Origin of the sequence: Pseudooceanicola sp., from assembly GCF_041987405.1 — a bacterium.
In the GTDB taxonomy this organism is placed as follows: Bacteria; Pseudomonadota; Alphaproteobacteria; order Rhodobacterales; family Rhodobacteraceae; genus Pseudooceanicola.
In genome coordinates this window covers 501,075-521,859 of sequence record NZ_JBHIWR010000001.1, presented here as the reverse complement: position 1 = coordinate 521,859, position 20,785 = coordinate 501,075, and the positions used below count along the sequence as shown (strand labels likewise).

The following is a 20,785-nucleotide window of genomic DNA, read 5'->3' as shown; positions in this document are numbered from 1 at the left end:
CTTTCGTGACACTGGGGGCCGTTCGTCCTATGACGGCCCCAAGGAAGCGAACGGATTCGGAGACCGCCTTGTCCCGCAAGACCCCTGCCACTGTGACCCCCACTCAGATCAGTCCCCAGATCACCTCCGGCAAAGACCTGCCCCAACTGCCCTGGGACGATGACAAGCTGAAAGAGGAATGCGGCATCTTTGGCGTCGTCGGCGTGACCGACGCGGCCAGCTTCGTCGCCCTCGGCCTGCACGCCCTGCAACATCGCGGGCAGGAGGCGGGCGGCATCGTCAGCCACGATCCGGCGCAGGGCTTCAATTCCGCTCGCCGCATGGGCTACGTGCGCGACAACTTCACCTCCGCCTCGCTGATGGACACGCTGCCCGGGCCCCTGGCCATCGGTCACGTCCGCTATTCCACCGCTGGCAGCAAGGGTCAGACCGCCATGCGCGACGTCCAGCCCTTCTTTGGCGAGTTCGCCATGGGCGGCGCAGCCATGGCGCACAACGGCAACATCACCAACGCCGATGCCCTGCGGAAGGAGCTGATCGAACGCGGGGCGATCTTCCAGAGCTCCTCGGACAGCGAGTGCATCATCCATCTGATGGCTCGCTCGCTGCAGCGCAATATCCCCGACCGGATGGAAGATGCGCTGCGCCGGGTCGAGGGTGCGTTCTCCGTCGTCGCCATGACCGAAACGCAGCTGATCGGCGTGCGCGATCCGCTTGGCGTCCGTCCACTGGTGCTGGGCAAGGTCGCCGATGGCTGGGTCTTGTCGTCGGAAACCTGCGCGCTGGACATCATCGGGGCCGAATTCGTGCGCGAGGTCGAGCCTGGCGAGATGGTCGTCATCACCGAAAAGGGCGTCGACTCGCGCTTTCCCTTCCGCCCGCAGTCGCCCCGCTTCTGCATCTTCGAACATGTCTATTTCTCGCGCCCCGACAGCATCATCGGCGGACGGTCGGTGTATGAAACCCGCCGCCAGATCGGTGTGGAACTGGCCCGCGAAGCCCCGGTGGACGCCGATCTGGTCTGCCCCGTGCCCGACAGCGGTACCCCCGCAGCCATCGGCTTCAGCCAGGAATCGGGCATCCCCTATGCCATGGGGATCATCCGCAACCAGTACATGGGCCGGACCTTCATCGAACCGACGGAGCAAATCCGCAACATGGGCGTCCGGCTGAAGCTGAACGTCAACCGGGCGCTGATCAAGGGCAAGCGCGTGATCCTCGTTGACGACTCGGTGGTGCGCGGGACGACCTCGCGCAAGATCAAGGAGATGATCCTGGATGCCGGCGCGGCCGAGGTGCATTTCCGCATCGCCAGCCCGCCGACCGCCTGGCCCTGTTTCTACGGTGTCGACACGCCACAGCGAGAAAAGCTGCTGGCCGCCACCATGTCCGAGGATGAAATGTGCGCGCATCTGGCCGTCGACAGCCTCAAGTTCATCTCGCTGGATGGCCTGTATCGGGCCGTGGGCGCGGTGGAGGGGCGCGATGCCAACTGCCCTCAGTATTGCGACGCCTGTTTCTCCGGCGAATATCCGGTGGCGCCCTCGGACATGATCAACAAGGGGTTTGAGCTGAAGGCCGCCGAGTAAACCGGCGCCTTTCGCGACCTGAAAGGGGGGGATCGGCGACGATCTGCCGCCTTATGCTGCACCTGCGAGATGAGGGTTTCCTTTTGCCTGGTCCTCAGGCAGATCGCGCCCTTCGCATATCGCGCATGACAAGATCGCAGAGAGCCCCCGATGGTCGATACACCCGAACCCGTTTCCAGACATGCCACCGAAAAGGGCGCGCTGGACCTCAGCTCAACCGCCCTCCTGGGTACCCTGGTCGAACCCGAGGGCCCCCGCGCCCTGATCCGCACCTCGAACGGCGCCATCCGCAAGGTCGCGCCCGGAGACCGGATCGGCACGGCGCGGGTGCAGGCGATCGCCACCGGGATGGTCCAGATGGTCAATCTGGGCATGGTCCAGACCCTGACGATGCCCGGCCAATAGGCCCTGCGGCGTGCGGCCTCTCTTGACGGTGTCCGACAAAGCCGCCAAACCGCCGGCATGACCGACAAGATCGCCCTCATCACCGGCGCGTCGCGGGGCCTCGGGGCCGCGCTCGCAAAGGCCTTGGCCCCGACCCACCATATCGTTGCCGTCGCCCGCACCGTGGGCGCGCTGGAAGAGCTGGACGATGCGATCCAGGCGGCGGGTGGTCAGGCGACCCTGGCGCCAATGGATGTGACCAAGGCCGATGCCATGGCGCAGCTGTGCCGGTCGGTGCATGACAGATGGGGTGGCGCCGCGCTCTGGCTGCATACGGCGGTTCATGCCGCGCCGCTGTCGCCCGCCGCGCATATGGATGCCAAGGACTGGGCCAAGTCGGTTGAAACCAATGTGACCGCCCTGGGCCACCTGATCCCCTATATCGCCGCGCTCCTCGGGACCGAGGGGCAGGCGGTCTTCTTCGACGATGCGGCCAAGGATCAGAAGTTCCACGGCGCCTATGGCGCGACCAAGGCGGCGCAGATCACCCTGGCCCATGCCTGGGCGGCGGAAACCGCGAAATCCGGTCCCCGGGTGCAAATCCTGTCGCCCCAGCCCATGCCGACCGCCACCCGCGCGCGGTTCTATCCCGGCGAGGATCGCTCCGCCCTGGTGCACCCTGATCAGGAGGCCGCGCGCCTCCTCCCGCTCATCCTCTGAAAATGGCCGACACGCCCGCCAGCTACATCGCCGAACAGCCCGCCGCACAGGCGCGGGCCCTGCGGGCGCTGCGGGCGTTTCTGGCCACACGGATCGCCCATGCTGGCATCGCGGTGGAGGAGGTGATGTCCTACGGCATGCCCGGCTTCCGCATCCTGTCGGGCCGGGGGCAGGGCAAGATGCTGCTGGGCTATGCCGCCTGGAAGGATCATCTGGCGCTCTATCCGCATTCAGGCACCGTGCTGGCCCGGATGCGCACCGAGACCCGCGGCATGAGCCAGACCAAAAGCGCCCTGCACCTCGGCCTCGGCTCCCTGCCGGCGCAGGCCGTGGTCGACCGGATGATCCACCTGCGGCTGGAGGAACTGGACTAGGGGCGCTGCCCCGGGACATTTCCGGCAAAAAAGAAAGGCGCGTCAGCGCACCGCCTCGATCGGGCCTTCGGCGCGGCCGTGGATGAACTGGTCGAGATAGGGATCGCCGGAACTGTCCATCTGCGACACCGGACCGGTCCAGCGGATCTTGCCCCCGTGCAGCATCGCCACCCGGTCGGCAATTGCGCGCACGCTGGTCATGTCATGGGTGATCGTCATCGCCGTCGCGCCCATTTCCACCACGATCTCGCGGATCAGGTCGTTGATGACCCCGGCCATGATCGGGTCGAGCCCGGTGGTCGGTTCATCGAAAAAGATGATCTCCGGCTCAGCGGCGATGGCCCGGGCTAGGCCGACGCGCTTCTGCATTCCGCCCGACAGTTCCGCCGGGAAGCGGTCGGCCACATCCGGGGTCAGCCCGACGCGGCGCAGCTTTTCGATGGCGATCTCCCGCGCTTCCGCCTTGGGGCGCTTGAGCGCGCCGCGCAGCAGGCGGAAGGCCACGTTCTGCCAGACCGGAAGGCTGTCAAAGAGCGCCCCGCCCTGAAAGAGCATGCCGAAGCGCGCCAGGAAGGCATCGCGATCCCCGGTGGTTGCCGGTTTGCCGTCCACGAGGATGGACCCGCTGTCTGGCGTCACAAGGCCCAGCACGCATTTCAGCGCCACCGACTTGCCCGTGCCCGAGCCGCCGATGATCACCATTGACTCTCCCTTGGGCACCTCCAGCGTCACGCCGCGCAGCACCTGGTTGGCGCCAAAGGCCTTATGAACATCGTCGAAGCGGATCATGCCGAGAAAAACACCCCCGTCAGGATGAAATTCGCCGCGAGGATCAGTACCGAGGCCGCCTCGACCGAGGATTTCGTCGCCGCCCCCACGCCCTGCGCCCCGCGGCCGGAATTCATGCCGGAATAGCAGCCCATCAAGGTTGCGATCACCCCGAAGGCCGCGCCCTTGACCAGCGACGAGATGACGTCGAGTGGTTCGAGGAAATCCACCGTGTTCTGCAGATAGGTCGCGGAGTTGAAGCCGAGCGAGCGCACCGCCACCTGATAGCCGCCGAAGATGCCGATGATGTCGCCGATCCCGACCAGCAGCGGCACGGTGACCAGCCCGGCCAGCACCCGGGGCACGGTGAGGTATTTCATCGGATGGGTCGAGAGCGTCACCAGCGCGTCGATCTGCTCGGTCACCTTCATCGTCGCGATTTCCGCCGCGATGGAGGAGGTCACCCGCGCCGCGATCATCAGCCCGACCAGCACCGGGCCCAGTTCGCGCACCATGCCGATGGCGACGATCTGCGGCACCACCGCCGCCGCGTCAAAGCGCGAGCCGCCCGCGTAGATCTGCAATGCCAGCGCGCCGCCGGTGAAGACCGCCGTCAGCCCGACGACGGGCAGGGACAGCCAGCCGATGTTCAAGAGCGCGTTCAGGAATTCCCGCCCGTAGAAGGGCGGCATGACCACATGGCGCAGAACCTGCCCGGCATAGATCGACACCCGGCCCACCACCGCGAGGAGCGAAAGGACCTGCGCCCCGATCCCGCCGAGGAACCGCGCGACCACCTCAGCCCCCCTTGTACCGGCGCGAGAAGCGTCCGCCGAGGGCCGTCAGCACCTCATAGCCGATGGTCTGGGCATTGTCGGCGATCACATCCACCGTCTGCTGCGGGCCAAGCAGGGTAAGGCCCTGCGGCTCTTCCTCCAGATGCGTGATGTCGACCCCGATCAGATCCATCGAGATCCGGCCCCGGATCGGGCAGGGCACATCCCCGGCATAGAGCGAAGTTTTCGGCCCCATGATCCGGTGGATGCCATCGGCGTATCCCGCCGCGACGGTGGCGATCACGGTCTTTTCCGTGGCCGTCCATGTGTTGCCGTAGCCGACCGTTTCCCCGGCCTGCAACTCCCGCGTCTGGATCACCGGCAGGTCGAGCCGGGCCACCGGCATCGCATCGGCGAAAGGCAGGCCGCCATAAAGGCCGACGCCGGGGCGGGTGATGTCGAAATGATATTCCGGCCCCAGCAGGATGCCGCCCGTCGCGGCCAGCGAGCGCGGCACCGACAGACCGTCGGTCAGCTGATGGAAAGTTTCCAACTGTTGGCGGTTCATCGGGTGATCCGGTTCATCCGCGCAAGCCAGATGCGACATGATCAGGTTCGGCCCGAGGTTCAGTGCCGTCTCGCTCAGCGCGACCCATTCTTCCGGCTCCATCCCCAGACGGTTCATGCCGGTGTCGAGCTGAATACCGAAGGGATGGCCGGGCAGGGCCTCCACATGGCGCAGCATCTGGTCGATCGAATTGATCATCGGAACCAGGTTGAGGTCGCCGAACATATCCGTGTCGCCGCGCATATGACCCGAAAAGACGTTGATTTCGGCATTGGGGCCCAGCACGTCGCGCAGGGCGGCGCCCTCTTCGGCGACGGCGACGAAAAAGCGTTTCACCCCGGCCTTGAAAAGCGCCCGGGCCACCGGCTGCACGCCGAGGCCATAGCCGTTGGCCTTGACCACGGCGGCGGTCTCCACCGTGTCGGAACTCAGGGAATCCAGCGCGCGCCAGTTGGACACAAGCGCATCGAGGTCGACGGTCAATCGTGCGGTGCTCATGCGGCTCTTTTGCAGTCAGGTCAGAGGCGGTGCAAGGGCTATCGGCATCCTCCGGCGCATTGTCCGGGTCTGAGGTTACCTTGCCGGGGTGGCCCGCCTGTGGCGAGGGCGCTCAGCCCATCACCGACAACGGGTCGATCCGGGCCAGCGCCCCGCGCTGCCCGATCACCTGGGCCGAGACGCGGCACCCGACCCGCGCGGCTTCGGACAGCGATGCGCCACCCAGCCACTGGGCGAGGAAGCCGGCGTTGAAGGCGTCCCCGGCGGCGGTACTGTCCACCACTTGCGCCACGGGCTCCGGCTGAATGCGCTGCAGCGGGGCGTCGGCAGGGGCGATCAGAACCTCGCCGCCGCCGTTCTTGACCACCACGATCCCGGCCCCCGCATCGATGTAACGTTGCGCCGTGGCCTCCGGCGTGGCATCGCCGAAATGTCGCGCCTCGTCCTCATGAGAAGGCAGCAGGATATCCGCCCGCCGCGCCGCCCGGCTGATCCAGTCGCACATGACATCGTCCGAGGGCCAGAGGCGCGGCCGCAGGTTCGGATCGAAGGCCACAGTCACGCCGCGCCCCCGCGCCTCCGCCACCAGATCGAGGAAACCGGCGCGGGTTTCGGGCAGCAGGATTGCGACAGTGATGCCGGAAAAGACCAGCAGATCACCCGCCGCCAGCGCGCGCAGCGGTTCCGGCGCCACTGTCCCGGTGCCGTCGAACATGGACCGCGCGGCGGAGGCCGAGCGCCAGTAGGAGAAACTCCTTTCCCCCTCCACAAGCGAGATCATGTAGAGGCCGACGGATGCCCCCGGGCGGATCATGGGGTCAAAGCCGATCCCGGACCCGCGGATGAACTCCGCCATCTCCGCCGAGGCCGCGTCATCGCCAATGGCCGAATAGTAGGCCACCGCGGTTTCTTTGCCGACAAGCTGCCGCAGATACCACGCCGTGTTGAACGTATCGCCCGCAAACCCCCGGCGGTATAGTCCGCTCGCCTCGGGCGCAAACTCAACCATGCATTCACCGATGGAGAGGATCCGGGTCACGCCGCGACATCCTCGAAAAACTCGGTATTCTCGTCGCGGATCTGATCCATGATGCGCAGGATCCGCTCCAGATGCGCGCGCATCAGCGCCCGGGCCGTTTCGTCATCCCGCGCGGCAAAGGCGTCGCGAATCCCCAAGTGTTCGTTAAAGGCGATATCCAGGCTGAAGGGCAGGGAAAGATAGCGCACCCGATCCACATGCGCCTTGTATTCGCGGATCACGTTCCACACATGCGCCCGTCCGCCGATCTCGCAGATCGTGCGGTGAAACGCATCGTCCAGCGCGTGAAAGGCCGACCCGTCCTTGTCCTCCACCGCCTTCTTCTGGCCAGCCAGGACCTCGTCGATCCGGCGCATCGCATCGGCGTCCATATATTTGATCGCCTCTGTCACGCAGGCCAGCTCCAGCGCCATGCGGATGAAGGCGGCTTGCTGGACCGCCTCGACCGAAATCTTGGTGATCAGGGTCGCGCGCTGCGGTCGAATTGCCAGAAAGCCGAGTTTGGACAGCCGAAAGAAGGCGTCGCGCACGGGCTGGCGCGAGACATCCATCTGCTTGGCGATATCGGCCTCCGAAACCTTGGTGCCTGGAGGTAGCTCGAAGGATACGATGGCCGCGTAGAGCGCCTCGAACACCTGATCCGTCGTCGTCACAGGAGTGGATTGAATGGTCGCCAAGGACAAAGTGGCCATCTGAGGAACCCCGAAAACATCTTGCCGGTCGGATACCACTATTTCATCTTTTGACACAACTAATCAACTAGCATATTAGTATGCAAGAAGTTGCGAGAATCGAGAGGTTTCATGCCCTTGCTGGATCCAGATCGTCTGTTCCCGGTTGACCCGTCCTCACGGGATCTGGCCCGGGCGCTGTTCCAGTCGGTCGAGGACCTGCCGATCATCAGCCCCCATGGCCATTGCGACCCGCGCTGGTTTGCCGAGAACGCCAGGTTTCCCAATCCGGCAGAGCTTTTCGTGATCCCCGACCACTATGTTTTCCGCATGCTGGTGTCCCAGGGTGTCCCGATGGAGGCACTGGGCGTGCCGCGCGTCGATGGCGGCCCGGTGGAAACCGATCCGCGGGCGATCTGGCGGCTGTTTGCGGCGCATCAGCATCTGTTCCGCGCGACGCCCTCGGCCATGTGGCTGGCCCATGCCTTCAGCGAGGTCTTCGGAATGACCGAGCCGCTGAACGCAGACACCGCCGATGCCTATTACGATCAGATTGACGCCATGCTGGACCAGCCGGAGTTCCGCCCCCGCGCTCTCTTCGACCGGTTCGGGGTGGAGGTTCTGGCGACGACCGAGGGCGCCCTGGACGATCTCAAATGGCACCGCCGCATCCGGCAAAGCGGCTGGACGGGCAGGGTGGTGACCACCTATCGGCCCGACGCGGTTGTCGATCCAGATTTCGAGGGTTTCGCCGCCAATGTCGAAGAACTGGGCGCGCTGACCGGAGAGGATATCGGCACCTGGCAAGGGTATCTCGCCGCGCATCGCAAGCGCCGCGCCTTCTTTCGCGAACATGGCGCCACGGCGACGGACCATGGCCATCCCACGGCCCGCACCGCCGATCTGCCCGCTGCGGAGGCCGAGGCGCTTTATCACAAGGTCCTCAAACCCGGCGTCAGCGCGGAGGAGGCGGAGCTGTTCCGCGCCCAGATGCTGACCGAAATGGCCCGGATGAGCGTCGAGGACGGGATGGTCATGCAGATCCATCCTGGCGCGCGCCGCAACCATCACGCGGGCGTCTTTGCGCGGCACGGTCGGGACAAGGGCTTCGATATTCCGGGGCCGACCGATTACGTGGCGGCGCTGTCGCCGCTGCTGGATGCCGTGGGGATGGAGCCGGATCTGACCGTGATCCTCTTCACCCTCGACGAAACCACCTATGGCCGCGAACTGGCGCCGCTGGCAGGCGCTTATCCCGCGCTGCGCCTTGGCCCGCCCTGGTGGTTCTTTGACAGTTTCGAAGGCATCCGCCGCTTCCGCGAGACGGTCACGGAAACTGCAGGCTTCTACAATACGGCCGGGTTCAACGATGACACCCGCGCCTTCTGTTCAATCCCCGCCCGGCACGACGTTGCCCGGCGGTCGGATTGTGCCTATCTCGCGACGCTTGTCGGCACGGGTCGGCTCGTCGAAAGCGAGGCATTCGAGGTCGCTCACGACCTCACTTATCGGCTGGCAAAAGAGGCCTACCGCCTGTGACAGCCATTTTCTGGGAGGAGAAAAAATGAAACTGATCACAACGAGCGCCATCGCTCTACTTGCCGCCTCCGCTGCGGCCCAGGCCTGCGAAATCACGCTGCGCTCGTCTGACACCCACCCCGAAGGCTATCCGACCGTCGCCGCGGTCGAGGCCATGGGCGAAATGCTGGAGGAACGGTCCGACGGCCGCATCTGTGTCGAGGTCTTCCACTCCGCACAATTGGGGCAGGAGAAGGACACGATCGAACAGACCCAACTGGGCGTCATCGACCTGAACCGCGTCTCCCTCGGGCCGTTCAACAACATCATCGAGGAAACCAAGGTCTTCTCGCTGCCCTATATCTTCCGCTCGGTCGAGCATATGCACAACGTCGTGGATGGCGAGATCGGGGACGAGATCCTGGGCGAATTCTCCAACCATGACCTGGTGGGGCTGGCCTATTACGACGGCGGCTCGCGCTCCTTCTACAACAGCCAGAAACCGATCACCTCGATCGAGGACATCGCAGGCCTGAAATTCCGCGTCATGCAGTCCGACGTCTTTGTCGACATGGTGGATGCCCTGGGCGGCAACGCCACCCCGCTGCCCTATGGCGAGGTCTATTCCTCGATCCAGACCGGCGTGATCGACGGGGCCGAGAACAACTGGCCCTCCTTCGAAAGCTCGGGTCACTATGAGGTGGCGGGCTACTACACCCTCGACCAGCACCTGATCGTGCCTGAGGTCCTGGTGATGTCGAAAGCCAAATTCGACAGCCTCAGCGCCGAGGATCAGGACCTGATCCGTCAGGCGGCGAAGGACTCCATGCCGATCATGCGTGAGCTTTGGGTCGCCCGCGAGAAAGCCTCCGAGGAGAAGGTGCGCGCAGCCGGTGTCGAGATCGTCGAGAACATCGACAAGACACCCTTCATCGAGGCGATGGATGTCGTCTATGAGAAGCACGTCACCTCTGACAAACTCAAAGACCTCGTCACGCGCATCCGCGCCGTCGAGTGATCCCTGACGGGGCACCCGGCCCAGGCGTCGGGTGTCCCATGTCCTGAGAGGCGGGCAACGTGAGAAAATTCGTGGAAAACCTGTCCGCCGTGCTGGATCGCGTGGCCGGGCTCTCGATCCGGCTGGCTGGCGTCGGGCTGGTGCTGATGACCATCTTCATCGCCTGGCAGGTCTTCGGCCGGTTCGTGTTGAACGACACGCCGACCTGGACCGAAAGCAGCTCGGTCCTGATCATGGGATGGTTCCTGCTGCTCGGCGCGGCCTCCGGCATTCGTGAGGGCAACCACCTCAGCTTCGACGTGCTGCTGTTCCTTTTCGGCCCCAGGTCCAAGGCCGTGGCCTTCACGATCTCGGATATCGTGGTCGTGGCCTTCGGCGGGGGGATGGTCGTCTATGGCCTGCAACTGGCGATGAAGACCTGGCCGACCACCATTCCCAACCTCGGCATCTCCGGCGGCGTTGCCTTCCTTGCGCTGATCACCGGGGGTGCCCTTCTGGTCATCTATTCTATCGAGCGGCTCTTGCGCCGCGCCGTGGGGCTGCCCACGACGCGCTTTGCCGACAAGCTGGCGGAGCCCGAGTGACATGGAACTTTTCGTCCTTTTCGGATCCTTCACCTTCCTTCTGCTGATCGGAACGCCCGTGGCCTTCTGCCTCGGCGCCTCCTCCTTCGCGACCATCGCCTATATCGGCCTGCCGCCTGTGGTGGTCTTCCAGCAGCTGAACTCCGGCCTTTCGGTCTTTGCCCTGATGGCGATCCCCTTCTTCATCTACGCCGGCGAATTGATGGTGCGCGGCGATATCGCCCGGCGTCTGGTGGCGCTGGCGGGCGGGATCGTCGGGCACCTGCGCGGCGGGCTGGGGCAGGTGAATATCTCCGCCTCCGTCCTCTTCGGCGGTATCTCCGGATCGGCCGCGGCGGATGCCACGGCGATCGGCGGCATCATGATCCCGCAGATGGCCGAACGCGGCTATGACCGGGACTATGCGGTCAGCGTGACGGTCATGTCCTCGATCATCGCGCTGATGCTGCCGCCCTCGCACAACCTGATCATCTATTCGATCTCCGCGGGCGGCCGCCTCTCCATCGCCGATCTCTTTACCGCGGGGATCATCCCCGGTCTCGTTCTGGCACTGTCGCTGATGATTGTGGCCTGGTACATCGCCCGCCGCCGCGGCTATCCGACCGAACGCTTCCCCGGCCTGGGCGCCGTCATGGGCTTGCTGATCAACGCGATCCCCGGCCTGATCCTCGTCGCGATCATCTTCGGCGGCGTGCGTTCCGGCGTCTTCACCGCCTCCGAAAGCTCCTGCATTGCCGTGGTTTATGCGATCCTCGTCACGATCCTTGCCTATCGCACGCTCAACTGGGAGGCCTTCGTCGATGCCACGCTGAACGCGGTGCGGACCTCGTCGATGGTGCTGCTGGTGATCGGCTGCGCGGCGGCCTTCGGCTGGCTGCTGGCCTACATGCGCGTCCCGGCGGCGCTGGTCGAGGCGCTGAAAGGCGTGTCGGACAACCCGATCGTGATCCTGCTGCTGCTCAACCTCGTGCTGCTGGCCCTGGGCACCTTCATGGACATGTCGCCGCTGATCGTTATCACCACGCCGATCTTCCTGCCCGTCGCCACCGCCTATGGCGTGGACCCGGTGCATTTCGGCATCATCTTGATCCTCAACCTCGGGATCGGCCTGTGTACGCCCCCTGTGGGATCAGTGCTGTTTGTCGGCTGTGCGGTCGGGCGGGTTTCTGTCGGGCAGGTCATGAAATCCATCCTGCCGTTCTATGGCGCGGCCGTCGCGACGCTGATGCTGGTCACCTATGTGCCGGCCCTGTCGCTCTGGCTGCCCTCCCTGTTCCAATGAGGTGCCAAAGATGACCCATGTGAAATCCTTTCCCGCGCATCAGCTTGACGGTGTTGTCCGCCAGGTCCTGTCGGACAGTCCGGATCTGATGGTCGTCTCCTTCACCTTCGACAAGGGGGCACAGGGCGCGCCGCACAATCATCCCCATGTTCAATCCACCTATGTCGAAAGCGGGCGCTTCACCTTCGAGATCGCGGGAGAAAGCTTCGAGATCGGCCCGGGGGACAGCTTTGTCATCCCCTCCGGTGCGATCCATGGCTGCACCTGCCAGGAGGCAGGCCGCCTGATCGACACCTTCACCCCCCGCCGCGACGATTTTCTCTGAAGGAGACCCCATGCTGACCGTTGAAACCCGCCACGCCATCCACGCCGACCACGCCAAGACCATGGACACTGACACACTGCGCCGCCACTTCCTGGCGGAGGGCCTGTTCCGCGAGGGCGAAATCCGGCTGGTCTATACCCATTACGACCGGTTCACCCTGGGCGGCGCGGTGCCTGCGGGCGGGTCGCTCACGCTGGACAAGGTGGAGGAGACCCGCACCGACAGCTTCCTCGACCGCCGCGAGATGGGGATCGTCAATATCGGGGACACCGGCACGGTGAAGGCGGGCGGCGACAGCTGGACGCTGGAACGTGGCGATGTCCTGTACCTGGGGCGCGGCGCAGGGGCGGTGACCTTTGAAGGGCAGGGGCGGTTCTACATCACCTCCGCCCCGGCCCATGCGACCTTCCCGAACCGGCTGATCACCATCGCCGACGCGGTCAAGGTCGAGATGGGCGAGGCCGCTACCTCCAACAAGCGGGTCATCAACCAGTTCATCCACCCCCTGGTGATGGAGAGCTGCCAACTGGTCCTCGGCTATACCCAGCTTGTCGACGGCTCCGTCTGGAACACCATGCCCGCGCATCTGCACGACCGCCGGATGGAGGCCTACCTCTACTGGGGCATGGACGAGGCCTCGCGCGTGGTCCATTTCATGGGCGAACCGCAGGAAACCCGCCACATGATCGTGGCCGATGAACAGGCCACGCTTTCGCCCCCCTGGTCGATCCATTCCGGTGCGGGGATCGGCGAATACACCTTCATCTGGGCCATGGCGGGCGACAATGTCGACTATACCGACATGGACTTCGTCCAGCCGGGAGAGTTGCGGTGACCGCCTTTTCCCTCGACAACCGACGCGCGCTGGTGACAGGCGCGAATACCGGCATCGGACAGGCGATTGCCATCTCGCTCGCCGCGCAGGGGGCACGGGTGACCTGCGCCGGACGGCGGGACTGCGACGAAACGATCGCGATGATCCGCGAGGCGGGGGGCGAGGCCGAGGGGCTGATCCTCGATTTCGCCGATCCGATGGCCGCGCAGGGGGTTTTCGACGGCGCGGGCTATTCGATCCTGGTCAACAACGCCGGGATCATCCGGCGCGAGGACAGCCTGCACTTCACCGAGACCGACTGGGACGCGGTGATGGATGTGAACCTCAAGGCGCTCTTCTTCACAACCCAGGCCTTTGCCCGCGCCGCACTGGCCGCCGAAACCCTGCCCGCCGCCGTGGTCAATATCGCCTCGCTCCTGTCCTTTCAGGGCGGCATCCGCGTGCCCTCCTACACCGCGTCGAAACATGGCGTGGCCGGGCTGACCAAGATCCTGGCCAATGAATGGGCCGCGAAGGGCATCAACGTGAACGCCATCGCACCCGGCTATATCGCCACCAACAACACCGAGGCGCTGCGCAACGACCCGGACCGCAACCAGGCGATATTGGAGCGGATCCCGGCCGGCAGATGGGGCGATCCCTCCGACATCGGCGGCACGGCGGCCTTCCTGGCCTCGCCCGCCGCGCAGTATGTTCACGGGGCGGTCATCAATGTGGATGGAGGGTGGCTTGCCCGCTGACCCCGCCGCGACATACCCCCGGTTCAGCCGCAGCGCGCCGACCCCGAAAATCGGCATCGTCCACCTTGGCCCCGGTGCCTTCTTCCGCGCCTTCAACGCCGTCTACACTGACGAGGCGATGACCCGCGCCGGGGGGGATTGGGGCATTCTGGCGGTCAGCCTGCAAAGTCCGACCGCCCGCGACCAATTGGACCCGCAGGGCGGCGCCTATCAGGTCGTCACCCTCGGTCCGGAGGGCGAGACGCCGCAGCCGGTGAACGCCATCGCCCGGGTCCTGGTCGCGCCCGAAGACCCCGCCGCGGTGATCGCCGCCATGGCCAATCCGGCGGTGCGTATCGTTTCGCTCACCATCACCGAAAAGGGTTATCGCCACGCCCCCGCCACCGGGCGGCTGAACCTCGACGATCCGGATGTGGCCCATGATCTGGCCCACCCGGAGGCCCCGGTGACTGCCGTCGGTTTCATCGTCACTGCCCTCGCGCGCCGTCGCACCGCCGGGGCGCGCCCCTTCACCGTACAATCCTGCGACAACCTGCCCGACAATGGCCACCTGGCCCGTGGGATCGTGCTGGATTTCGCCCGCGCCCTCGACCCCGATCTGGCCGACTGGATCGCGGCGAAGGGGCGCTTTCCCTCGTCCATGGTCGACCGGATCACACCCGCGACCACGCCCGAGGATCTGGATCGTCTCGCCGCGCGCACCCGGGCCTATGACGCCGCCGCCGTCTTTTGCGAACCCTTCCGCCAGTGGGTCATCGAGGATGACTTTGTCGACGGTGCCCGCCCCGCCTGGCAAGAGGCCGGGGCGCAGATGGTCCGCGATGTCGCCGCCCATGAGGCGATGAAACTGCGCTGCCTGAACGGCACCCATTCGACGCTCGCCTACCTCGGCTATCTTGCCGGGTTCGAAACGATTGCCGAGACGGTGACCGCGCCGGGCTATGACCGGATGCTCCTGCGCCTCTGGCGGGATGAGATCCTGCCGACAGTCGCCCAGCCCGAGGGGGAGGATCTGCAGGCCTATTGCGATGCCCTGCTGGCGCGCTATCGCAATCCCGCGATCCGCCACCGCACCTGGCAGATCGCCATGGACGGCAGCCAGAAACTGCCGCAGCGCCTGCTGGGCACTTTGGCCGAGACACTGGCGGCGGGGCGTCCCGCGCCGGGGCTGATCCTCGCCGTGGCGGGATGGATGCGCTATATGGGCGGGGTCGATGATGCAGGGCGCGAGATCACGCTGAAGGACCCGCTGGCCGGGCCGCTCAAATCCGCCTCCGACGCCGCCTCCACCGCTGCGGACAAGGTCGCCGCCTTCCTGGCCTTCGACACGATTTTCCCCGCCGATCTGGCCGCGACCCCGGGCCTCGCCGAAGCGCTGACCCGCGCCTATGAGGATCTGGCCACCCGCGGCGCCCATGCCTGTGTGAAGGACTATGCCAATGGATGAGACCTGGCGCTGGTTTGGCCCCCTTGACGATATTTCCCTCGCGGAGATTGCCCAGACCGGGGCACAGGGCATTGTCACCGCCCTGCATGAAATTCCCTATGGTGAAGTCTGGAGCAGGGAGGCCATCGCAACCCGCAAGGCCTTGGTCGCACAGCAAAACCCCCTTTGCTGGTCGGTGGTGGAAAGCCTGCCGGTGCACGAGGATATAAAGCGCGGGGTGGGGCCGCTTGACCGCCTCTTCGCCAATTACCGGCAATCGCTGGCGAACCTCGCGGCCGAGGGGATCACCACGGTCTGCTACAACTTCATGCCGCTGCTGGACTGGACCCGCACCGATCTGGACGCGCCCCTGCCTGCGGGCGGCACTGCGCTGCGGTTCGACATGATGCGCATGACGGCCTTCGACGCCTTCATGCTGGCCCGCCCCGGCGCGGAGGAGGGTGTCGACCCCGACGTCCTGTCCCGGGCGAAGGCCTGGATCGACCGGTCTCAACAGGCCGACCGTGACACGTTGCTGACGGCCATCATGGCCGGTTTGCCCGGCGCTTACGCCCGGTTCGACGTCGAGGGGCTGCGCGCCGCACTGGCCCCCTGGGAAGGCTTTACCGCCGCGGATCTGCGCGCCTCTCTCGCCCGCTTCCTGGCGGAGGTCGTGCCGACGGCCGAAGAGCTGGGCATCCGCCTGTGTATCCACCCCGATGACCCGCCGCGCCCGATCCTGGGCCTGCCACGCATCGTGTCGTCGGAGGAGGACATCGCCAGGATCTTCGCCATGCAGGACAGTATCGCTAACGGGCTGACGCTCTGCACCGGCTCGCTCGGCGCGAACCCTGCGAATGATCCGGTCCGGATCGCCACCCGCTTTGCCGACCGCATCCACTTCGCCCACCTCCGCAACGTGGCGAAGGAGAACGACGGATCCTTTCAGGAGGCCGCCCATCTGGAGGGGGACACCGATCTTCCGGCGGTCATGAGGGCGCTGTTGGACGAAGAGGCGCGACGCCGGGCCGTGGGGCGCGCCGACCACGCCATCCCCTTCCGCCCCGATCACGGCCATGCGCTGCTGCAGGACATCGGGCGCAAGACGCACCCCGGCTATCCGCTGATCGGGCGGCTGCGGGGCCTGTCGGAACTGCGCGGGGTCATCGCCGGGCTGAAGGCAGGGGTGTCCCATGGCTGACCCGCTTGTCCTGCATCCCGACGATGACGTCGCCATCCTGACCGAGGCCGTGCCGGGCATGGCGGCAGGCCACAAGATCGCCCGCCACGCCATTGCCAAGGGCGCGCCGCTGCGCAAGTTCGGCCAGGTCATCGGCACCGCCCTGACCGATATCGCGGCAGGCGATCATGTTCACAGCCACAACCTGGCCATGTCCGCTCACGCCACCGACCACAGCATCGGGGACCAGGTGGAGGCCGCTCGCGCCGCCGTCGCCCCGCGCTCGCCCGGCACGTTTCAGGGCTACCGCCGCGCCGATGGTCGCGTCGGCATCCGCAACTACGTCGTGCTCTGCGCCACGGTGAACTGCTCTGCCACCGTGATCCGCCGCGCGGCGGAGGAGGCGGAGCGGCGCGGCATGTTGCAGGACTATCCCAATGTCGACGGGGTGATTGCCGTGGCCCATGGCACCGGCTGCGGCATGGCCGCCTCCGGCCCCGGATGGGACAATCTGCAACGGGTGCTGTGGGGCTATGCCACCCATCCCAACACCGGGGCCGCGATCTTTGTCGGGCTGGGCTGCGAGGTCATGCAGATCGCGCAGATGAAGGCCCGTTTCGGCGCGGGCGGCACACATCAGTTCCACGGGCTGACCATTCAGGACACCGGCGGCACCACGGCCACGGTCGAGGCGATCCTCGACAAGCTGGCGACCCTGCTGCCGCAAGTCAACGACGTGCAGCGCGAGCCCTGCCGGACCTCGGAGCTGATCATCGCCCTGCAATGCGGCGGCTCGGACGGCCTGTCGGGTGTCACCGCCAACCCCGCGCTTGGCCTGGCCATGGATCGGTTGGTGGCCGAGGGGGGCACCGCCGTGCTGTCCGAAACGCCCGAGATCTATGGCGCCGAAAGCCTGCTGCTGTCCCGCGCCGTGACGCAGGAGGTGGGGGAGAAGCTGCTCTCCCGCATCGCCTGGTGGGAGAAGTACACCGCACTGAACGGCGCGACGATGGACAACAACCCCTCGCCGGGGAACAAGGCCGGGGGGCTGACCACGATCCTGGAGAAATCCCTGGGTGCGGTGGCCAAGGCGGGCAGTGCGCCGCTGAGCGATGTGCTGGCCTATGGGGAGGCCGTCACGACCCGGGGCCTGATCTTCATGGACACGCCGGGGTTCGATCCGGTCTCCGCCACCGGTCAGATCGCGGGCGGTGCGCATATGGTCCTCTTCACCACCGGGCGCGGATCGGCCTTCGGCTCCAAACCCGCGCCGACGCTGAAGCTGGCCACGAACGACCGCCTTTTCCGCGCCATGCCGGACGACATGGACATCAACTGCGGCGATATCCTGAGCGGCGGCAGCACCTTGCAAGGGAAGGGCGAGGAGATCTATCGCGCCATTCTCGACACCGCCTCTGGCCAGGCGACCAAAAGCGAGGGCCTCGGGCTGGGCGATCATGAATGCGTGCCCTGGCAGATCGGCGCGGTGATGTGAGTCGCGCCTCTCAGGGTTCCCAGGACTCGCGGTAACGCTCCCAGATCTTCTCGCCGATGAAGCAGTCGGTGGAGGGGTCCGCCTGCACCTGGTCAACACGCGCGCTGCCGGGCATGTCCCAGTGTTCCGCCTGCCGCCTGTCGGGCATTTCGCCCGCGATCTCCAGCACCAGCTTCTTGCGCACTGCCGCGGCGAATTCCGACCAGTCGAGCACCGGCACCACGAAGGCGCCGACCCCGCCCACCACGCAGTCGCGGTAGTAGAGGTCCAGCCGGTCGATGGTCCACATGCCGCCCATCCCCTCGCGCGTCATCAGTGGGAGGCCGTTGATCGTGATCCCCTGGGCCACGACCGCATCCCGCGCGCGCAACACCGGCATCCCGTCATTGTTCGGCCCGTCGCCCGATATGTCGATGACGCGCCGCAGCCCGGTGAATTTGTTGGCGCGGAAATACTCCGCCCCGAGGGTCAGGGCCGAGGAGATCGAGGTGCGCCGCATCCCCGCCGTGTGATGCAGGGCGATGGCATCGGCAAAGGCCTGGGCATCCTCGCGGGTGCGTACGATGGCCCAGTCCTGCACGATCCTCTGGGAATAGCTGCCCGCCCATTCGACATAGGCGATGGCGACGCTGCCCAGCATGCCGCCGTTGATCGCGGTCAGCACCTCGGGCGAGACCAGCGCCTCGGCGTAGCCGCGCCGCTGGATCTCCAACTCGTTGATGGTCATGGAGCGCGAGACATCGACCAGGAGCAGCAACTCCACATCCACCTCGATGGCGTCGGGATCGTAGGGTTCGCCCTGCGCGACTGCAGGCGGGGTGAGGGCCATCGCGGCCAGAAGGGCAAGCGGGCGAAGCATGGGGAAGTGTCGCGCCATGCGCCGCGTTCTGTCCAGACAAACTGCCGCCTGCACGAAAAGGTGAAGCGGAATGCCGCCTTGCTCAGCGCAGATCGAATTCCGCGAACTTGGCCTGTCTGGGGGGTGGACTGAGGGTCCAGTGAAAGGTCAGGAAGGTGGCGCTTTCGAGGTAGCCCCTTAAATCGCAGAGATCGCCATCACCGAGAGGTGACCTCCATTGATGCGGTCGTCGAACACATCCTCCGCGATACGTTCCAGAAGGTGGAGAGTATCGGGGGTGATGCGTTCGACTGTCGCCATCAGTACCCGTCTTCGCCCTGTTGCCAAGGTTTCACGAGGTTGCCGAACTTGGTGAAGCGCCCTTCGAAGCTCAACTCCACGGTGCCGATCGGCCCGTGACGCTGTTTGCCGATGACGACCTCTGCCTTGCCGTGCAGCTTTTCCATCCGTTCCTGCCAGGCGGCCATTTCATCGAGCTTGTCATCCGAAGGTTTCTCGCGTTCCACGTAGTATTCCTCGCGGAAGACGAACATCACAACGTCGGCGTCCTGCTCGATGGAGCCTGATTCCCGAAGATCGGAAAGTTGGGGCCGCTTGTCTTCGCGGCTTTCCACTTGCCGTGACAGCTGCGACAGCGCGATCACGGGTACGTTCAGTTCCTTGGCGATGGCCTTGAGACCCATGGAGATCTCGGCGATCTCGTTCACACGGTTCTCGGCCGTCCCGCGCACCAGCTGAAGGTAGTCGACGATCAGCAGGTCCAGGCCATGCGTCCGCTTCAGCCGCCGCGCCCGCGCGGCCAGCTGCGCGATCGGCAGGGCGGGGGTGTCGTCGATGAAGAGCGGGCAGGCCTCCAGATCCTTGGCCGCCTGGACAAAACGACGGAACTCGCCCTCGGTCATGTCGCCGCGTCGGATGTTTTCGGACGGGATCTCAGCCGCTTCGGACAGAACCCGCGCGGCCAGCTGTTCGGCGCTCATCTCCAGCGAGTAGAAGCCCACGACGCCGCCCTCGACAGCCCCTTCGGTGCCGTCGGGCAGCATGCCGCGCTTGTAGGATTTGGCGACGTTGAAGGCGATGTTGGTCGCCAGAGAGGTCTTCCCCATGGAGGGACGGCCGGCAAGGATCAGAAGGTCGGACTTGTGCAGCCCGCCCAGCTTCTTGTCCATGTCGATCAGCCCGGTGGAGACGCCCGCCAGCCCGCCTTCGCGCTGATAGGCGGCGTTGGCCACGTTCACGGCAGAGGTCACGGCAGACAGGAACGACTGGAACCCGCTTTCGGCGGAGCCCTGTTCCGACAGCTTGTAGAGTTTCTGTTCCGCCTTGACGATCTGTTCCTTGGGCTCGTTCGCGACGTCGATCCGCATCGCCTCGGCGGCGATATCCTGGCCGAGGTTGATCAGCTCGCGCCGGATGGCGAGGTCATAGATGATCTGCGCGTAATCCCGCACGGCGTAGGCCGCGATGGCCGCGCCGGCAAGGCGGGCCAGGTATCCCGGCCCGCCCAGTTCTTTCAGTCCCTCGTCATCCTCCAGAAAGGCCTTGAGCGTCACCGGGGTCGCCAGCGCGTTCTTTGCAATGCGCGCTGCTGCAACCTCGAAGATGCGGCCGTGGACCGGTTCATAGAAATGTTCAGCCCCGATCAGCTGAGCGATTCTGTCATAGACGTCATTGTTGGTGAGAAGCGCACCAAGCAGCTGCTGCTCCGCTTCGATAGAATGCGGAACGGTGTCTGCCTGAGCCACTTCGGGTGCCGGGGCGCCCGATGCATTGAAGACCGCAACATCGTTCATGAACTGCTCTTCCTCACGCCTGTTGACACGACCACACCCCCGGCGTCACATGCCGAAGTCGCGTCTTCCCCGATTTTCTGCTCGTACTGGTCAAATGTGTTTCCGCGCCCCCAAGTCGTTAACCGCGCGGTAACCATCCTATGGAAGATGGAGATAGCGGACTGTCCCCGAAAGTAGCAATCTGGATATCCTGTGGATAACCGGGTATTTCCTGACCCTACCATATATGGTCAGCCATTGCGAAATTTTCTCCGCATATGGTGGGTGCGTCAACCGAGCGTTGCTGAAATCCTGCACAGGGCCGAAAATCCCGCGACGCGCGCAAACTGTACTTTCGCATAGG

Annotated in this window: 22 protein-coding genes; 14 read left to right on the top strand and 8 right to left on the bottom strand. The window is 65.5% G+C overall.

Going from position 1 to position 20,785, the window contains the following annotated elements; all coding sequences use genetic code 11:
- Positions 1-107: 107 nt before the first annotated feature.
- The 4 genes from purF to ACFC2Y_RS02505 all read left to right on the top strand — a co-directional run bounded on the left by purF (position 108) and on the right by ACFC2Y_RS02505 (position 3,067).
- A complete protein-coding gene (gene purF, locus ACFC2Y_RS02520) occupies positions 108-1,589 on the top strand; it encodes an amidophosphoribosyltransferase (RefSeq protein WP_375173743.1) in 1,482 nt (493 codons plus the stop codon).
- Positions 1,590-1,739: 150 nt separating this feature from the next.
- Positions 1,740-1,994 carry a hypothetical protein gene (locus ACFC2Y_RS02515; RefSeq protein WP_375173479.1) on the top strand — a complete coding sequence of 85 codons (255 nt, stop codon included), beginning with the start codon at positions 1,740-1,742 and terminating at the stop codon, positions 1,992-1,994.
- 57 nt (positions 1,995-2,051) lie between these two features.
- Positions 2,052-2,693 (top strand): SDR family NAD(P)-dependent oxidoreductase, encoded by a 642-nt coding sequence (locus tag ACFC2Y_RS02510; RefSeq protein ID WP_375173478.1) that lies wholly within the window; start codon positions 2,052-2,054, stop codon positions 2,691-2,693.
- Between the two features lie 2 nt (positions 2,694-2,695).
- On the top strand, positions 2,696-3,067 hold the full coding sequence (locus ACFC2Y_RS02505) for a hypothetical protein (RefSeq protein WP_375173477.1): 372 nt from the start codon (positions 2,696-2,698) through the stop codon (positions 3,065-3,067).
- A gap of 42 nt (positions 3,068-3,109) precedes the next feature.
- Here the strand turns inward: ACFC2Y_RS02505 and ACFC2Y_RS02500 are convergent, their stop codons facing one another.
- From ACFC2Y_RS02500 to ACFC2Y_RS02480, 5 genes are all read right to left on the bottom strand, one after another.
- Entirely contained in the window at positions 3,110-3,856 is a 747-nt protein-coding gene (locus ACFC2Y_RS02500; RefSeq protein ID WP_375173476.1) for an ABC transporter ATP-binding protein, read from the bottom strand.
- Entirely contained in the window at positions 3,853-4,578 is a 726-nt protein-coding gene (locus ACFC2Y_RS02495) for an MlaE family ABC transporter permease (protein WP_375173742.1), read from the bottom strand. Before ACFC2Y_RS02495 ends, ACFC2Y_RS02500 begins: the two co-directional genes overlap by 4 nt.
- A 55-nt stretch (positions 4,579-4,633) precedes the next feature.
- A complete protein-coding gene (gene alr, locus ACFC2Y_RS02490) occupies positions 4,634-5,677 on the bottom strand; it encodes an alanine racemase (RefSeq protein WP_375173475.1) in 1,044 nt (347 codons plus the stop codon).
- A 112-nt stretch (positions 5,678-5,789) separates the two neighbouring features.
- The gene (locus ACFC2Y_RS02485; RefSeq protein ID WP_375173474.1) at positions 5,790-6,716 is read right to left on the bottom strand and encodes a sugar kinase; all 927 of its coding nucleotides are present in this window, start codon (positions 6,714-6,716) and stop codon (positions 5,790-5,792) included.
- Entirely contained in the window at positions 6,713-7,408 is a 696-nt protein-coding gene (locus ACFC2Y_RS02480; RefSeq protein ID WP_375173473.1) for a GntR family transcriptional regulator, read from the bottom strand. Before ACFC2Y_RS02480 ends, ACFC2Y_RS02485 begins: the two co-directional genes overlap by 4 nt.
- A 111-nt stretch (positions 7,409-7,519) precedes the next feature.
- Here ACFC2Y_RS02480 and uxaC point away from each other — a divergent pair, with 111 nt between their 5' ends.
- The 10 genes from uxaC to ACFC2Y_RS02430 are packed head-to-tail and all read left to right on the top strand — an operon-like array spanning position 7,520 to position 17,790.
- Positions 7,520-8,926 (top strand): glucuronate isomerase, encoded by a 1,407-nt coding sequence (gene uxaC / locus ACFC2Y_RS02475; RefSeq protein ID WP_375173472.1) that lies wholly within the window; start codon positions 7,520-7,522, stop codon positions 8,924-8,926.
- Positions 8,927-8,951: 25 nt separating this feature from the next.
- The gene (locus ACFC2Y_RS02470) at positions 8,952-9,923 is read left to right on the top strand and encodes a TRAP transporter substrate-binding protein (RefSeq protein WP_375173471.1); all 972 of its coding nucleotides are present in this window, start codon (positions 8,952-8,954) and stop codon (positions 9,921-9,923) included.
- A gap of 59 nt (positions 9,924-9,982) precedes the next feature.
- On the top strand, positions 9,983-10,507 hold the full coding sequence (locus tag ACFC2Y_RS02465; protein WP_375173470.1) for a TRAP transporter small permease: 525 nt from the start codon (positions 9,983-9,985) through the stop codon (positions 10,505-10,507).
- Position 10,508: 1 nt separating this feature from the next.
- Entirely contained in the window at positions 10,509-11,789 is a 1,281-nt protein-coding gene (locus ACFC2Y_RS02460) for a TRAP transporter large permease (RefSeq protein WP_375173469.1), read from the top strand.
- Between the two features lie 10 nt (positions 11,790-11,799).
- On the top strand, positions 11,800-12,114 hold the full coding sequence (locus ACFC2Y_RS02455; protein WP_375173468.1) for a cupin domain-containing protein: 315 nt from the start codon (positions 11,800-11,802) through the stop codon (positions 12,112-12,114).
- A gap of 10 nt (positions 12,115-12,124) precedes the next feature.
- The gene (kduI, locus tag ACFC2Y_RS02450) at positions 12,125-12,949 is read left to right on the top strand and encodes a 5-dehydro-4-deoxy-D-glucuronate isomerase (RefSeq protein ID WP_375173467.1); all 825 of its coding nucleotides are present in this window, start codon (positions 12,125-12,127) and stop codon (positions 12,947-12,949) included.
- A complete protein-coding gene (kduD, locus tag ACFC2Y_RS02445) occupies positions 12,946-13,689 on the top strand; it encodes a 2-dehydro-3-deoxy-D-gluconate 5-dehydrogenase KduD (RefSeq protein WP_375173466.1) in 744 nt (247 codons plus the stop codon). Before kduI ends, kduD begins: the two co-directional genes overlap by 4 nt.
- Positions 13,679-15,136 carry a mannitol dehydrogenase family protein gene (locus ACFC2Y_RS02440; RefSeq protein ID WP_375173465.1) on the top strand — a complete coding sequence of 486 codons (1,458 nt, stop codon included), beginning with the start codon at positions 13,679-13,681 and terminating at the stop codon, positions 15,134-15,136. Before kduD ends, ACFC2Y_RS02440 begins: the two co-directional genes overlap by 11 nt.
- Complete coding sequence (uxuA, locus tag ACFC2Y_RS02435) at positions 15,129-16,316, top strand: mannonate dehydratase (protein ID WP_375173464.1); 1,188 nt, start codon at positions 15,129-15,131, stop codon at positions 16,314-16,316. Before ACFC2Y_RS02440 ends, uxuA begins: the two co-directional genes overlap by 8 nt.
- Positions 16,309-17,790 (top strand): UxaA family hydrolase, encoded by a 1,482-nt coding sequence (locus tag ACFC2Y_RS02430; protein ID WP_375173463.1) that lies wholly within the window; start codon positions 16,309-16,311, stop codon positions 17,788-17,790. Before uxuA ends, ACFC2Y_RS02430 begins: the two co-directional genes overlap by 8 nt.
- A gap of 10 nt (positions 17,791-17,800) precedes the next feature.
- Here the strand turns inward: ACFC2Y_RS02430 and ACFC2Y_RS02425 are convergent, their stop codons facing one another.
- The 3 genes from ACFC2Y_RS02425 to ACFC2Y_RS02415 form a co-directional block, all read right to left on the bottom strand.
- The gene (locus ACFC2Y_RS02425; protein ID WP_375173462.1) at positions 17,801-18,649 is read right to left on the bottom strand and encodes a DUF1194 domain-containing protein; all 849 of its coding nucleotides are present in this window, start codon (positions 18,647-18,649) and stop codon (positions 17,801-17,803) included.
- Between the two features lie 177 nt (positions 18,650-18,826).
- Positions 18,827-18,949 carry a hypothetical protein gene (locus tag ACFC2Y_RS02420; protein ID WP_375173461.1) on the bottom strand — a complete coding sequence of 41 codons (123 nt, stop codon included), beginning with the start codon at positions 18,947-18,949 and terminating at the stop codon, positions 18,827-18,829.
- Positions 18,949-20,442, bottom strand: a complete 1,494-nt coding sequence (locus ACFC2Y_RS02415; RefSeq protein ID WP_375173460.1) for a replicative DNA helicase — start codon at positions 20,440-20,442, stop codon at positions 18,949-18,951. Before ACFC2Y_RS02415 ends, ACFC2Y_RS02420 begins: the two co-directional genes overlap by 1 nt.
- Positions 20,443-20,785 lie beyond the last annotated feature (343 nt).

Coding starts and splice junctions, on each gene's coding strand:
- ACFC2Y_RS02515 (WP_375173479.1), top strand. CDS start 1,740: ATGGTCGATACACCCGAACCCGTTTCCAGACATGCCACCGAAAAGGGC.
- ACFC2Y_RS02510 (WP_375173478.1), top strand. CDS start 2,052: ATGACCGACAAGATCGCCCTCATCACCGGCGCGTCGCGGGGCCTCGGG.
- ACFC2Y_RS02505 (WP_375173477.1), top strand. CDS start 2,696: ATGGCCGACACGCCCGCCAGCTACATCGCCGAACAGCCCGCCGCACAG.
- ACFC2Y_RS02500 (WP_375173476.1), bottom strand. CDS start 3,856: ATGATCCGCTTCGACGATGTTCATAAGGCCTTTGGCGCCAACCAGGTG.
- alr (WP_375173475.1), bottom strand. CDS start 5,677: ATGAGCACCGCACGATTGACCGTCGACCTCGATGCGCTTGTGTCCAAC.
- ACFC2Y_RS02480 (WP_375173473.1), bottom strand. CDS start 7,408: ATGGCCACTTTGTCCTTGGCGACCATTCAATCCACTCCTGTGACGACG.
- uxaC (WP_375173472.1), top strand. CDS start 7,520: ATGCCCTTGCTGGATCCAGATCGTCTGTTCCCGGTTGACCCGTCCTCA.
- ACFC2Y_RS02470 (WP_375173471.1), top strand. CDS start 8,952: ATGAAACTGATCACAACGAGCGCCATCGCTCTACTTGCCGCCTCCGCT.
- ACFC2Y_RS02460 (WP_375173469.1), top strand. CDS start 10,509: ATGGAACTTTTCGTCCTTTTCGGATCCTTCACCTTCCTTCTGCTGATC.
- ACFC2Y_RS02455 (WP_375173468.1), top strand. CDS start 11,800: ATGACCCATGTGAAATCCTTTCCCGCGCATCAGCTTGACGGTGTTGTC.
- kduI (WP_375173467.1), top strand. CDS start 12,125: ATGCTGACCGTTGAAACCCGCCACGCCATCCACGCCGACCACGCCAAG.
- uxuA (WP_375173464.1), top strand. CDS start 15,129: ATGGATGAGACCTGGCGCTGGTTTGGCCCCCTTGACGATATTTCCCTC.
- ACFC2Y_RS02430 (WP_375173463.1), top strand. CDS start 16,309: ATGGCTGACCCGCTTGTCCTGCATCCCGACGATGACGTCGCCATCCTG.
- ACFC2Y_RS02425 (WP_375173462.1), bottom strand. CDS start 18,649: ATGCTTCGCCCGCTTGCCCTTCTGGCCGCGATGGCCCTCACCCCGCCT.
- ACFC2Y_RS02420 (WP_375173461.1), bottom strand. CDS start 18,949: ATGGCGACAGTCGAACGCATCACCCCCGATACTCTCCACCTTCTGGAA.
- ACFC2Y_RS02415 (WP_375173460.1), bottom strand. CDS start 20,442: ATGAACGATGTTGCGGTCTTCAATGCATCGGGCGCCCCGGCACCCGAA.